The 14,322-nt window shown below is 29.8% G+C and carries 15 protein-coding genes; 11 read left to right on the forward strand and 4 right to left on the reverse strand.

Annotation, left to right across the window (positions count from 1 at the left end; genetic code table 11):
* Positions 1 to 25: 25 nt before the first annotated feature.
* Both BFN48_RS00065 and BFN48_RS00070 read left to right on the forward strand, forming a co-directional pair.
* Positions 26 to 1,456 carry a glycosyl hydrolase family 18 protein gene (locus tag BFN48_RS00065; protein ID WP_069648850.1) on the forward strand — a complete coding sequence of 477 codons (1,431 nt, stop codon included), beginning with the start codon at positions 26 to 28 and terminating at the stop codon, positions 1,454 to 1,456.
* 218 nt (positions 1,457 to 1,674) lie between these two features.
* Positions 1,675 to 2,223, forward strand: a complete 549-nt coding sequence (locus BFN48_RS00070) for a hypothetical protein (protein ID WP_069648851.1) — start codon at positions 1,675 to 1,677, stop codon at positions 2,221 to 2,223.
* 21 nt (positions 2,224 to 2,244) lie between these two features.
* On the opposite strand, the gene BFN48_RS00075 is transcribed toward BFN48_RS00070, so the two are convergent.
* Genes BFN48_RS00075 through BFN48_RS00085 form a run of 3 tightly spaced genes read right to left on the reverse strand, consistent with a single transcriptional unit; the run spans position 2,245 to position 6,485 of the window.
* Entirely contained in the window at positions 2,245 to 4,047 is a 1,803-nt protein-coding gene (locus BFN48_RS00075) for an NADH-dependent [FeFe] hydrogenase, group A6 (protein ID WP_069648852.1), read from the reverse strand.
* A 15-nt stretch (positions 4,048 to 4,062) separates the two neighbouring features.
* Entirely contained in the window at positions 4,063 to 5,919 is a 1,857-nt protein-coding gene (locus tag BFN48_RS00080) for an NADH-quinone oxidoreductase subunit NuoF (RefSeq protein ID WP_278287296.1), read from the reverse strand.
* A 44-nt stretch (positions 5,920 to 5,963) separates the two neighbouring features.
* The gene (locus BFN48_RS00085) at positions 5,964 to 6,485 is read right to left on the reverse strand and encodes an NADH-quinone oxidoreductase subunit NuoE family protein (protein ID WP_069648853.1); all 522 of its coding nucleotides are present in this window, start codon (positions 6,483 to 6,485) and stop codon (positions 5,964 to 5,966) included.
* A 140-nt stretch (positions 6,486 to 6,625) separates the two neighbouring features.
* On the opposite strand from BFN48_RS00085, the gene BFN48_RS12875 reads away from it, so the two are divergent.
* The gene (locus BFN48_RS12875; RefSeq protein ID WP_423230228.1) at positions 6,626 to 7,114 is read left to right on the forward strand and encodes a Csac_0668 family 2Fe-2S cluster-binding (seleno)protein; all 489 of its coding nucleotides are present in this window, start codon (positions 6,626 to 6,628) and stop codon (positions 7,112 to 7,114) included.
* Positions 7,115 to 7,138: 24 nt separating this feature from the next.
* Here BFN48_RS12875 and BFN48_RS00095 read toward each other — a convergent pair whose 3' ends face one another.
* Positions 7,139 to 7,399, reverse strand: coding sequence for a hypothetical protein (locus tag BFN48_RS00095; RefSeq protein ID WP_054871556.1), 261 nt, complete (start codon positions 7,397 to 7,399; stop codon positions 7,139 to 7,141).
* Between the two features lie 137 nt (positions 7,400 to 7,536).
* Here BFN48_RS00095 and BFN48_RS00100 point away from each other — a divergent pair, with 137 nt between their 5' ends.
* From BFN48_RS00100 to BFN48_RS00135, 8 genes are all read left to right on the forward strand, one after another.
* Positions 7,537 to 9,090, forward strand: a complete 1,554-nt coding sequence (locus BFN48_RS00100; RefSeq protein WP_242863182.1) for a spore germination protein — start codon at positions 7,537 to 7,539, stop codon at positions 9,088 to 9,090.
* 5 nt (positions 9,091 to 9,095) lie between these two features.
* Positions 9,096 to 10,253, forward strand: coding sequence for a Ger(x)C family spore germination protein (locus BFN48_RS00105; protein ID WP_069648855.1), 1,158 nt, complete (start codon positions 9,096 to 9,098; stop codon positions 10,251 to 10,253).
* A gap of 3 nt (positions 10,254 to 10,256) precedes the next feature.
* Positions 10,257 to 10,478, forward strand: a complete 222-nt coding sequence (locus BFN48_RS00110) for a hypothetical protein (protein ID WP_069648856.1) — start codon at positions 10,257 to 10,259, stop codon at positions 10,476 to 10,478.
* A 5-nt stretch (positions 10,479 to 10,483) separates the two neighbouring features.
* Complete coding sequence (locus tag BFN48_RS00115) at positions 10,484 to 11,587, forward strand: GerAB/ArcD/ProY family transporter (protein WP_069648857.1); 1,104 nt, start codon at positions 10,484 to 10,486, stop codon at positions 11,585 to 11,587.
* A gap of 276 nt (positions 11,588 to 11,863) precedes the next feature.
* Positions 11,864 to 12,457 (forward strand): FeoB small GTPase domain-containing protein, encoded by a 594-nt coding sequence (locus tag BFN48_RS00120; protein WP_069648858.1) that lies wholly within the window; start codon positions 11,864 to 11,866, stop codon positions 12,455 to 12,457.
* Positions 12,441 to 13,892: a ferrous iron transporter B gene (locus BFN48_RS00125; protein WP_069648859.1), complete on the forward strand. Its 1,452-nt coding sequence runs from the start codon at positions 12,441 to 12,443 to the stop codon at positions 13,890 to 13,892. Before BFN48_RS00120 ends, BFN48_RS00125 begins: the two co-directional genes overlap by 17 nt.
* Positions 13,889 to 14,068: a hypothetical protein gene (locus BFN48_RS00130; protein WP_069648860.1), complete on the forward strand. Its 180-nt coding sequence runs from the start codon at positions 13,889 to 13,891 to the stop codon at positions 14,066 to 14,068. Before BFN48_RS00125 ends, BFN48_RS00130 begins: the two co-directional genes overlap by 4 nt.
* Positions 14,061 to 14,309, forward strand: a complete 249-nt coding sequence (locus BFN48_RS00135; protein ID WP_069648861.1) for a FeoA family protein — start codon at positions 14,061 to 14,063, stop codon at positions 14,307 to 14,309. Before BFN48_RS00130 ends, BFN48_RS00135 begins: the two co-directional genes overlap by 8 nt.
* Positions 14,310 to 14,322: the final 13 nt, after the last annotated feature.

Here is a 14,322-nt window from a genome sequence, read left to right on the forward strand (position 1 = left end):
CTATATTGTTTTAGGGGGGATTCCGGTGAAAAGCATAAAAGGTATCAGTATTCCATTTATTATTTTTTGCATATTAATTCTGAGTATTACTGTGTATGCAGAAACTACTATGCAGACAATTCAAGTATTATTTAATTATGTTAATCTACAAGTTAATGGTGAAAATGTTCAAGTTGATAATATATTATACAATGGTACTACATACGCACCAGTTCGTGCAGTTGCTGAAATGTTGGGAAAAGAAGTAAGCTGGGATCCAGCTAATAGAACTGTAAGTATTAATGATAAAATGGAGAATATTGAGCCTAAAACTGACAAATCTAATATGGAAAAAGAATTGGAATTACATATTTTTTATGCAATAAATTCTTATGAACAATTTAAAATGTTTTTGAGAAATAAATCGATTCAAAATATAAATTCAATGTCGTTTGGATGGAGTAGAATGGAATATGATGAAGAAAATGATAAAGTTATTCTCAATATGACTACATTAAATGGAAATGATTTTTATGTACCATATGGATTTAATGAGCCATTAAATTATACAAAACAGTATAATATATCAACACAATTAAGTGTGTATGCAGATAAAAATATAGGTTCTATATTAGAGCATAAAGATTCTGTTATACAGCAAATTATTGATAGTATAGCTAGTAAGGAAATATATGGAGAAAGTATTACGTTTGATGGTATTGTAATAGATTTTGAAGGGCTAGAAGAAAAGGATAGTCAAAGTTTTATAATGTTTTTAAAAGATTTAAAAGAAGAGCTAGTTAAGAATAATAAAAAATTGTATGTTACAGTACCACCAAGAACATGGAATAGTGCATATGATTATAGAGAAATTGGACATATTGCTGACAAAATTATTTTAATGGCTCATGATTATGATGACAAGAATTTAGAATCAACATATTTAATTGATGAAATTGTATATACACCACTAACACCAATATCACAAGTAAGACAAGCCTTATTAGATATTACAGATGAAGAAAATGGTGTAGTCCAAAAAGATAAAATTTTGCTTCAAATTAATTTTGGAAGTGCTCAATGGAAAGTAAAAGAAGGGAAACTTTATGATGGCGGTATGAGTGAAGATAATGAAGAAGTTAATATAATTTATTCTGATAAACCTACTTATGAAATGATATATGATAGGGTGAAAAAAGAATTAAGTAAAGGGCGTACAATAGACGAAATAATTAATTTTGATGATAATTCAAAAAATCCATATATAAGGTACTATAATGATTTGGAAGGAACAGATAATATAATTTGGTATGAGGATAGTAGAAGTGTTATAGAAAAAATAAACTTGGCTAAAGAATTTGAAATAGGTGGAATATCGTTATGGAGGCTAGGTAATATACCTGATTATTACAATCCAAGAAATCAAGAATTTTATTTAGACATTTGGCAGCAGATACAGAAAAATATTACTGAATAAAAAAGCGTGGCAGGTTAACTGTCACGCTTTTTAATATAAATGTTTTTAAGATATGTTATAAATTCCATATTTAAATTTAATTTTTAAAGAATTTAATGGTGAATAATAGTATATAAGAACTATAAAAACACAATTTACAAATACTAGCAAAAATATTACTATAAAGGTGAATGAGCAATTGATTGAACCAAATAAATGTAAATAGTGTGGTGAATATTATGAGAAAACTTTTAAACCTTATAGTTATTTCATTATTCTTATCTGCTTGTACTTATCAAATTGAATCGAATGTCGATTCTATTAAAAATACAATTGAATCATTTTATAATACTCAATATGACGCATATTTGGAGATGGAATACAAGGACATAACTCCATATTTAGATATGACAAAAATTCAAAATCAAAATAAAGTAATAGCATTAGAGGCACTAACTGTTCGTAGGAAATATACTGATGAAAAAGGATATTGTTATGTAGAAAAAAGGCGTTTTCCATTAACATTTAGCTATAAAACCATTGATATAAAAAGTGACTGTGCTAAGGTGATATTAGAAATAAAGATAGATAGACAACAGGTTTATCCACCTTTTATCACTTATGGAGAAAATATTTTTGAATTAAAAAAAGATGGGGCCAATTGGAAAATAACGAGTCATATCTATCCAGGATTGAATATTTTTGAAGTATCGACTGATAAAAAATTACCAGAACTAGATATAGAAAAAATAAAACAGCAGATTGATAATGAATTTAGGCAGAAATAAAAAGCGCGGCAGAAAAATCTGTCACGCTTTTAAATAAGGATGTTTTCCTCTTTTTACATAACTTGTGTGAAGATATTTTTTTGATACTTCTGATAGCGGATGACCTAAAAATTCTTTATATATCTGTTTAACTCTAGGATTTTCGTGAGAACGTCTGATTTTTTTGCCCTTCTCAACATTATATAATGTATCAGCTCTATTGTGGCGATAGCTTAATGAAATATATTTGTGATCTCTACTACCTAATATAGGCTGACCTCCACCTCCAACACATCCTCCTGGGCATGCCATAACTTCCATGTAATCAAATTTCTTTTCTCCTCTTTTATACATTTCTAAAGCTTTTTTGGCATTTCCAGTACCATGTGCAATAGCAATAGTTATAGTTTTATCTCCAAGTGTAACTTTTCCATATTTAAGACCACTTTGTCCTCTGGCTTCTTCATAATCAGGAACTGGCATTTCTTTTCCTGTTACTAATTTATGAGCAGTTCTTACAGCTGCTTCTAAAACTCCACCAGTAGAGCCAAAAATCATTCCTGCTCCACTATATTGGTCAAAAGGTTCATCATATTCTTCATCCGGTAAGTTTACAAAGTCAATTCCTACTTGCCTAATCATTCTACCTAATTCTCTTGTTGTTAAGACATAATCAACATTTCTATATTCATCTGACTGCATCTCAGGACGTTGAGCTTCATATTTTTTTGCTGTACAAGGCATTATTGCTACATTTACAATATTTTTAGGATCTATACCATATTTTTTAGCATACCAAGTTTTAGTCAATGCACCACACATTTCATGAGGTGATTTGGTAGTTGAAAGGTTTGGTAAAAATTCAGGATAAAAGTGTTCAGCATATTTTACCCATGCTGGACAACAAGATGATAATAGTGGCAAATGATCAGGATGTTTTAATAACCTTTCAACTAATTCACTAGATTCTTCCATTATAGTTAAATCAGCGGTTACATCTGTTGCGAAAACTTTATCAAAACCTATTCTTCTTAAAGCTGCAACTAGTTTACCAGCTACGAAAGAGCCAACTGGCATACCAAATATTTCACCTATTGTAACCTGTATTGAAGGTGCAGTTTGTGCTATAACATGTTTAGTAGGATCTGATATTGCAGCCCATACTTCATCTATTGATTCTTTTTCTGTTAAGGAAGCAGTAGGACATGCAAGTACACATTGACCGCACATTATACAGGTTACATCAGACAAATCTTTCTGAAATGCTGGAGCAATAATTGTATCTAATCCACGATTAATAGGAGAATATACGTAACATTCTTGTATTTTATTACATATAGCCATACATCTTCTACAGTTAATACATTTATTGTAATCTCTTTGTATTGCAGGGTTACTATCGAAGAAACCGTAATCATTTATTTCGCCTGTATATGGTATATTTCTAATTCCTAAATTATCAGCTAAATTTTGAAGTTCGCAGTTTAAGTTTCTAATACAAGTTAGACATTCTCTATGATGATTAGATAAAAGCAAAGTTACAGCGGTTTTTCTGGCTCTACGAACTCTTTCTGTATTAGTTCTGATTTTTAGTCCTTCTCTTACTGGATAAACACAGGATGCTTGTAGAGTTCTTGAACCTTCAATTTCTACTACACAAACTCTGCAAACTCCTATTTCGTTTATATCTTTTAAATAACAGAGGCTTGGAATTTCTATATTAACAAGTCGAGCAGCTTCTAAAATTGTAATACCGTCAGGAACTTGGTAATCTATTCCGTCAATGTTTATGGTTACAGTTTTATCAGAAAGTACAGCATCTTCTTTTTCTCTAACGTTTTCCATCCTATTCACCTACCTTTATCGTTTGTAAATTGCATTAACAGGACATTTTGGAATACATGCTCCACATTTTATACAGATGTCTTGATTTATATGGAATGGTGTTTTTTTGTGTTCACCTGTTATTGCATTAACAGGACAAACTCTTGCACAAAGACCGCATGCTACACATTTTTCATCAGATATTACAACTTTAAGTAGTCCGTTGCAGACACCAGCAGGGCAGGTCTTATCTTTAATGTGTGCTATATATTCATCCCTAAAATATCTTAATGTACTCAATATTGGATTTGGAGCTGTTTGACCTAGTCCACATAGTGCAGAATCTTTTATGTCATAACATAAATTCTCAAGAATTTCTAAGTCTTTCATTTCTGCTTTTCCACAAGTAATTTTATCTAATATTTCTAATAATCGTTTAGTACCTATACTACAAGGAACACATTTACCACAGGATTCATCTTGAGCAAATTGAAGATAGAATCTAGCTATATCAACCATGCAGTCTGTTTCGTCCATGATAATCATTCCACCAGAACCCATCATAGAACCGATATCTGTTAAAGATTTATAATCTATTTTTGTATCTAATAAAGATTCTGGAATACATCCACCAGAAGGGCCACCAGTTTGTACCGCTTTAAATTTTTTGTTATCGTGGATACCTCCACCTATTTCATAAATAATAGTTCTTAATGTAGTTCCCATAGGAACTTCAATCAATCCTGTATTATTTATTTGGCCTGCAAGTGAAAACACTTTAGTTCCTTTACTATCTTCAGTTCCAATACTTGAATACCACTCAGCACCTTTTCTGAGTATAATAGGTATATTTGCATAAGTTTCTACATTATTATTCAATGTAGGCATTTCCCATAAACCCGCTTCTGCTGGGAAAGGGGGTCTAGGTATAGGTTCGCCTCTTAGTCCCATTACAGATTGAATAAGGGCAGTTTCTTCACCACATACAAAAGCACCAGCACCTATTCTTATATCAAGGTTATAACTAAAAGATGAGCTTAAAATATTTTTCCCTAAAAGACCTAATTTTCTAGCCTGATTAATTGCTATTTCTAATCTTTCAACGGCAATAGGATATTCAGCTCGTACATAAATATATCCTTGTGAAGCACCTATCGTATAACCAGCTATAATCATTGCTTCAATAACACTATGTGGGTCACCTTCAAGAATAGAACGGTCCATAAAAGCACCGGGATCGCCTTCATCTGCATTACACAATACATATTTTTTTTCGCCTTCATATTTTCTGGCGAATTCCCATTTAAGTCCTGTTGGGAAACCGCCACCACCTCTACCTCTTAGACCAGAATCTTTTAATATTTTAATTATTTCTTCTGGTGGGGTTTGATTTTCTAATATATTAGCTAAAGCTAAATAGCCATCTAAAGCTATGTATTCTCTTATATCTTCAGGGTTTATAACTCCTGAATTTCTTAAAGCTATTTTTACTTGATGATTGAAAAAGTCTATTTCATCTATAGTTCGCTGAACTTCATCATTTATTGCAGATTTGTATAGTAGTCTTTCAACAACTTGACCATTCATTATATGTTTATCTATAATTTCATCAACATCTTCTGGAGTTACTTTTGTATAGAAGGTTCTGTCAGGATGTACTACAACTATAGGCCCTAATTTACAAAATCCAAAACATCCAGTTTTAAAAACTTTGACTTTATCTTGAAGATTTCTTTTTTCAATTTCTCTTTCTAGTTTTTCTAATACTAGATTACTTTTTGTAGAAATACAAGCTGTTGCAGCACAAACTAATATGTGATATTTTTCTATTTCTTTTTCAACTGAATAATCTTTAAAGCGGAGTTTTATATTTTCTAAAGTTTCTTCTTTCATTTTTTTTAAGTCATCAATTGTTTTTAATGGGCGTAACTCCACATTTACACCTCCTGTTTGGATAAATTATTTTCTTTATGAGTTTTGATGTATTTATAAAGTATTGTTGGCACATCTGCAGGAGTTAATCTACTGTAGATTTCATCATTTATAGTAACTACAGGTGCTAAACCACAAGCACCTATACATCTAGTTTCTGCTATTGTAAATAATCCGTCTGGAGTTGTTTCTCCTACATCTATATTTAATTCTTTTTTTATAGCATCTAATACTTCTTGTGCCCCTTTTACATAACAAGCAGTTCCTAGACAGACACTAATTATATATTTACCTTTAGGATTTTGGGAGAATAATGAATAGAAGCTCACAACTCCGTTAATAGTGGAGATGGGTATATTTAATTTATCTGATATGTAAGACTGAACTTTAATTGGTAGATATCCAAAAATATCTTGAGATTCTTGAAGTATTTTAATAAGCATTCCTTCTTGTTTTTTGTATTTTTCAATTATTTCATCTAATTTCTTATATTTTGCTTCTAGATTTTTTTCGATATTTAAATCCATTTGCTTATACACCTCGCTTTACAAGTCAAAATTCAATTTTATTATTTGTTAAAGCAAATATATTATTCAAAAAATCGCTAAAATAAGGGATAATATTTATGGATTATAAAAATGAAAAAAGAATTAAGGGAGTGGATAGGATGAAGCTTAATAAGAATTTATGTTGAGTTGGTGAGGTAAAATCTACAGGAAAGGTAGATAATAAGACATGTCCTAAATGTGGTAAAGAAGGGCAATATATTGAAAATATAACTGTAAGAAATATAATTATTAAAGATAAAGTGAAAGAAATTGGAGATAGTAATTATTTTTTATGTATGAATGAAGTATGTGATATAGCTTATTATAATGAAAAAGGTAAAATGTTTACTAAAAAAGATGTGAAAGTTCCTATTTGGTTTAAAATAGGCGCTGAGCCAAAATATATTTGCTATTGTAATAAAGTTACAGAAGAACAGATAGAGAAAGCGATAGTTGAAGATGGAGCTAGAAGTGTTAATGATGTAATAAAACTTACTGGTGCTATGAAAAATGGCCAATGTAAAATAAAGAATCCAACAGGTAAATGTTGCTATGATGTAGTAAAGAAAACAGTTGATAAAATACTAAGGGAAATAAGGAAAATCTGAAGGGGGCGTAAGCCCCTTTTATGTTTAAAAAATATTACTAATATTAGAATCAAATACAAAAGAAAATCTTATGCGAGCAGTAGGATTAATATAAATTGTTAAAGTTGCAGTAGGAGAAGAACGCCTCGTACCTGAAGTAAAAGATACATCAAAATCAATATTAGCTTTAATAAGCAAAGCTATTGCCGCATTAAGTTGTGCAATTTCAATAAATTCACAATCTAACAGCTTTCTAAATATTCCTGTCGAAAGTATATTAAGTACATCTTTATTTATTGCAGCCATTTTAATCTCCCCTATATCTTCTCATAATATTATATGTTTAATGTAGTATGTTGCGTGAAATGACTTAACTTGTATTTGAATAAAAAGTATTTTAGATTTTAGAATTGCTAATAATAATTCATAAAAAGAGAGTATAGGTGATTGAGGTGTTTAATAAATTAAGAAATCTACTGTTCCATAAAAATATTGAGAGAAGAGAAAAAGAAATAAAACTTGAAAAATCACTTTTAAAAAATATTGCTTTATTTAAGCAGGTATTTAAAAATGATGAAACTATCATTTTTAGAGAATTTGAGTCTAAGGGAGAAAATAAGATTAGATGCTGTATTATTTTTGCTGATGAAATGGTTAATAAAGAAATAATAAATGAGAATATTATTAAGCCTATTGTTGAATGTACAGTAGATAAGAGTATTTTTAAGTTTGGATTATTAGATTATTTAATGAATACGATAGTTATATCTGGAGAAATCAGGAGAGCTAAAGATATTGATGAACTTATAGGCTCGATTTTATATGGTGATACTATTCTGTTAATTAATGGTCTAGAGGAAGCTTTAGTTATAGACACAAAAGGATGGGAAACAAGGTCTATTTCTGAGCCTTTATCAGAAAGTGTTGTTAGGGGGCCGAGGGAAGGTTTTACTGAATCAATAAAAATAAATCTTTCTTTAATTCGAAGAAGAATAAGAAGTAATAAATTGAAATTTCAGTTTAAAGAAATAGGATCAAGGTCAAAAACAAGGGTTTGCATATGTTACATTGAAGAATTGGCTAATGAAAAGATATTAAAAGAATTGTTTACTAGGCTTGAAAATATTAAAATTGATGGAGTATTAGAAACTGGATATATTGAGGAGCTTATTAAAGATTCACCATTTTCACCATTTAATACAATAGGCTATACAGAAAGACCAGATGTAGTTGTTGCAAAATTACTTGAAGGAAGGATTGCTGTATTATGTGATGGAACACCTTTTGTTTCAACTTTACCTTATTTATTTATAGAGTATTTTCAAGCAAGTGAAGATTATTATAAGAATTATATATTTTCTACTATAAATAGGTTAATAAGAATATTTGGTTTTTTCTTGTCTACTAGCGTTCCTGCTGTATATGTAGCTTTAACCACATATCATCAAGAGATGATACCTACACCACTTTTACTTAGTATTTCAGCAGCTAGGGAAGGCGTTCCATTACCTACAGTTGTTGAAGCTATGCTTATGTTATTTATCTTTGAAGTAATAAGAGAGGCGGGTATAAGATTACCTGCTGCAATAGGGCAGGCTGTAAGTATTGTAGGAGCATTAGTATTAGGTGAAGCAGCGGTGACAGCAAGACTTATAAGCGCACCTATTGTTATAGTTACGGCTCTAACAGGTATATCAAGTTTTTTAACTCCCCAAATGATAGAGACTTTAATTTTAATTAGATTTATTTTGTTAGCTTTATCGTCTTTTTTAGGATTATATGGATATATATTTGGGATAATCGGAATTTTTATACATTTAATGTCGTTAAGGTCATTTGGAGTACCATATATGCTTAATGTAAGTTCTATAAATAAACAAGATATAAAGGATACAGCAATTAGAGCTCCATGGTGGTACATGTATTACAGACCTAAATTAATAGCAGATAGAAATTCTATAAGAAAGGCAGATGTTAATCGCAAGGGAAGAAGGTAGATTTTATGAAATCTACAAAGAAAATCATTTTAATAATATTATTATTTATAAATACTTTAAATTTCACTTCATGCTGGAATTATAGAGAAATTAATGAAGTTGCAATTGTAGGTGGAATGGCTTTAGATAAGAATAAAGAAAACGGCAGATACATAATGACAGTTGAAATTATGCTGCCTGAGGCTAGTGATGGACTTAACATGAAGCCAGAAGTTTATACTATGGAAGGAGATACTCTATTTGATGCAGTAAGGAATTTTATTGCTGAAACAGGAGTTAAGTTATATTGGAGTCATTTGAGAGTTGTGATTTTGAGTCAAGATGTAGCAAAAGAAGGAATAGTACCTGTCTTAGATCTTTTTATAAGAGATGCTGAATTAAGAACTGATGTGTGGTTATTAGTATCAAAAGATAAAACTGCTAAAGTAATTTTAGAAGAGGGTACAGCAAAAATTCATGATACTGTTTCTTTCCATTTACACGATATGTTAAAAACTGAGGCGAGCATTTCCAAATATAAAGGGGTTCAATTTTGGGACTTTGTAAAAACTCTTTCAGAAGAAGGAAGTTCACCATTTCTTCCAACAACTGAATTAGTAAATAAAAAGAAAGAGAAAATTCCCAAAATATATGGAACTGCTGTTTTTAAAAAAGAAAAAATGGTAGGTTGGCTAGATGGAATAGAAACTAGAAGTTTGTTATTTATTAGAAATCAAATAAAAGGAGGAGTAATATCTATAAAAAATGTTACAGATTTTAATACAGACGTGACATTAGAAATATTTAAAAGCAAAACAAAGTTAAAACCAGAATTAAGAGATGGAAAGTTAGTTATGAATATAGATGTAGTAACTGATGTAGGTATAGCAGAAATAGATAGTACTCAAGATTTAATAAGCGATAAAGGTCGTGAAAAAGTAAAAAAAGATGCTGAAATGTTAATAAGAAAACAAATTGAGAAAGTAATTAAAAAAGTTCAAAAAGAGTACAAAAGTGATATTTTTGGATTTAGTAATGCTATTTGCAGAACAATGCCCAAGGTGTGGAAAAAGATAAAGAAAGATTGGGAAGAAGTATTTATTGAATTAGATATCAAGGTTAATACAAAGATAAACATAAAAGAGAGTGCATTAACACTAAAACCAATAAAAGTAGGAGAATGATACATGATAGTTTTACTTGTAATATTAGCTTATTTATTAACAGGAATTATTGAGATATTCCCAATGACTAAGAAAAAACGAAAAAGAGAACTAGTATTGTATTCGATATTTTTTATCATATCTTTTTTAATAAGTTTACTCTTAAGCATTGGAATTAAGGTACCAAGTCCTGCTGTATTTATAAAGAAAATTGTTATTTTGTTTAGGGAAATGAATTGGAGGTAATGATTTTGAGCAAAGAAGTTATTTCTGATAAACAGGGTATATCTTTAGTAATTATGTTTATTATAGGTACATTTACAATTTTAGTTGCAGGACTTCAGGCAAAGAGGGATTTATGGTTAGCGAACATTTTGGCAATAATTATTGCATTACCACTACTATTAATATTTACTAGGCTACATCAGAAATTCTGGGGAAAGGATTTATTTGATATTTTAGAAATTTGTTTTGGAAAAGTTATAGGTAAAGTTATTGCAGTATTATATATTTTATTTTTATTTATTTTAAGTTCATTAATATTGAGGGAATTTGGAGAATTCTATGTTGTAGTAGCAGCACCAGAAACGCCAATGATTGTACCAATGATATTTATTTCATTTTTAAGTATTTGGATGTTAAAGGAAGGTATTGAGGTTATGGCAAGATGGGGAGAATTTTTTCTACCTATCTTAATTGTTTTGATAGTAATTATAATATTTTTGTTGATTGGTGATATGGATGTAAATAATATGCTTCCAATTTTTTATGACGGTCTAAAACCAGTTTTAAAAGGAGCATTAGAATCTTTAATATTTCCATTTTCTCAAACAGTAGTTTTTATAATGATTTTTGCGAAATTGAAAAGGAAAAGCTCTTATACCAAGGTTTATTTTTTAGGGCTGCTAATTGGAGGAGTAATCATACTTGCTGTTTCATTAACAAATATTCTAGTTTCAGGGGTCAATATGATTTCGAGCATGTATTTTCCTACATATATAACAGCTACTAGAGTTAATATTGGTGATTTTCTAAAGAGTGTTGAAATAATAATTGCATTTATATATTTATTAGGAGGTTTTATAAAACTTAATGTGTGTATGTTAGCTGTATGCATAGGAGTTTCTAAAGTGTTTAATTGTAGTGACTATAGATTTATTGTAACACCTATTTTATTTATGTTGTTAAATTTATCATATTTAATATTTAATAGTTCGATTGAATTTCATGCTTGGGTCTTTAATGTATGGCCTTATGTTTCAATATTATTCCAGATTATTTTGCCAATTATTATATTTACTGTAGCATCTTTAAAAGTTAGAAATAGAAAAGCGGAGAATTATTATGATGAATAGAGAAAAGAAAAGTTACAAAAATAAAATATTACTTGAAAAACTAAAAATGATAATATATAATACTATTGAGATTGATAATAATTCTTATTTACGCATATGATGTATTAGAAAAGAATGGTATTAAAAAGCTCTCTTTGTAGTTTTTGGAACAAAATCTTCGATTTGAATAAATTAAGGAAGATTTTGTTGAAATCCATTGGATTATAAGATAAGAGGGCATAAATTTAGACTTTGAACTGATAATGATTATCAATATAGATTTAAGGGGGTTCTCCTATGGAATGCTGTCAAAATAGACCATGGTATAAAAAACTAGCTTTTACGCTATTAGGGATTAATAGTTGTGATGGTGAAGTTAATCAAAATACACAGGGGTTAGAAAAGATTGCTTTGGTTGGAAGTCCAAATGTCGGTAAAAGTGTATTGTTTAATATATTAACTGGAGCGTATGTTACAGTTTCAAATTATCCTGGTACAACAGTTGAAGTTTCTAGAGGAAAAGGAAAGATTGGAGATACCGAATATGAGATAATAGATACTCCTGGTATGTATTCTCTTATGTGTATTACAGAGGAAGAAAAGGTAACAAGAGAACTTTTACTTAGAGAAAAGCCTAAAGCTGTGATTCATGTTATAGATGCTAAGAATATACAGAGGATGTTACCATTAACTATCCAGTTAATAGAAAGTGGATTGCCTGTTATATTAGTTTTAAATATTATGGATGAAGCAGAAAGAATGGGACTTAAAATAGATACTGCTAAGTTGGAAAGAGATTTAGGAATTCCAGTTATATCTACTATAGCAGCTTTAAACAAAGGAATAGACACTTTAAAAGAAAGGGTTGGAAGGTATGTCAAAGCAGCTTAATTTTAAATATGATGAAACTATCGAAAACTCAATAGAAGATATTATAGATAATTTAAAAGGCGAATATGTACTTTCAAAGAGGTCTATAGCTTTACTATTATTACAGGAAGATGAAGATATTATTGAAAAAGTAAAGGGAACTGAGGGAAGTAACTATATTAAAATAAGTGAAATAATCAAAAGAACTAAGAAGAAATATGATAAACCATTAAGTTATGTTATAGCTCTTTCTAGACAAAAAGTCATTGAAGATATTACAAGTAAAGTTGTTACCAAAGAAGAGAAAAATAAAAGCAGTATATCTAACTTTTTTAGCAAATTAACTATGAATCCTGTTACGGGTATTCCTATTTTACTGCTTGTTATATACTTTGGACTGTATAAATTTGTAGGTGAATTTGGAGCAGGTACAGTAGTAGATTTTTTAGAATCTCAAATATTTGAAGCATATGTAAATCCATGGGTTAATGGAATAGTAAATACAATTATACCTTGGAAATGGTTACAAGATCTAATTGCTAATGAGTATGGAATAATAACGCTTGGTATTAGATATGCTGCTGCTATTGTTTTACCTATAGTTGGAACATTTTTCTTTGCATTTTCTATTATAGAAGACAGTGGGTACTTACCTAGATTAGCAATGCTTGTAGATAGAGTATTCAAAAAAATAGGGTTAAACGGTCGTGCAGTTATACCTATGACTTTAGGTTTTGGTTGCGATACTATGGCAACTATGGTAAGTAGGACTTTAGAAACTAAAAGGGAAAGAATTATTGCTACTTTATTATTAGCTTTGGCAATACCATGTTCTGCACAATTAGGTGTAATTTTAGCTTTATTATCAGGTGAACCTAAGGCACTATTAGTTTGGATAATATTTATGGTATTTGTATTCTTATTTATAGGTTACTTAACATCTAAGATTATGCCTGGTGAAGGACCAAGTTTTTATATGGAAGTACCGCCACTTAGATTGCCAAAATTGACAAATATACTGATAAAAACTTATACTAGAATGCAATGGTATTTTATTGAAATAGTACCTTTGTTTATATTTGCTAGTGTTTTAATTTGGTTTGGAAATATAACTGGATTATTTGATGTTTTAGTAAATATGCTTAAACCTGCTGTAAATGTGATAGGATTACCAGATGATGTAGCAAAAGTATTTCTTTTTGGATTCTTTAGAAGAGATTATGGAGCAGCAGGACTTTATGACTTGCAGCAGGCAGGAATTTTATCTCCAAGACAGCTTGTAGTAGCAGCTGCAACATTAACATTATTTGTTCCTTGTGTTGCTCAGTTTGCAATGATGATTAAAGAAAGAGGTACAAAAACTGCTATTTTAATGGGAACATTTATTTTAATATTCTCTTTTGTTGCAGGCTTTGTACTTAATTGGATGTTAGGTATATTTGGGGTGTTAGCATGATAAAATGTAGTTTTTGTGGATATGAGTTTGATGAAAATGAAAGTAAAAAAGGTTGTCAGAGTTGTCCTTTAAATAAAAGTTGTAATAAGTATAAATGTCCTAATTGTGGTTTTGAAATACCTAAAGAGCCTAAACTAATACAACTTATTAAGAAATGGAGGAAAAGAAATGACTAAAGCTCATGATGGTTCTAAAGTAATTCCTGCCGTTAAAATGAAAAGTGGTGAAGAGGGCATTATTGCAGAGTTAGATACAGATAGTAAGTCTATATTAAGAAAGCTTATGGCCATGGGTATTTTACCTGGGATGAAAATAAAGATGATACAAACATTTCCGTCTTATGTATTTCAAGTAGGTTATACACAGGTTGCTGTTGATAAAGAAATTGCATCTGTTATTTTAGTAAATCAAGAGTAGATTGTTAAGGTCT

It is taken from the genome of Caloranaerobacter ferrireducens (assembly GCF_001730685.1).
Classification (GTDB): Bacteria; Bacillota; Clostridia; order Tissierellales; family Thermohalobacteraceae; genus Caloranaerobacter; species Caloranaerobacter ferrireducens.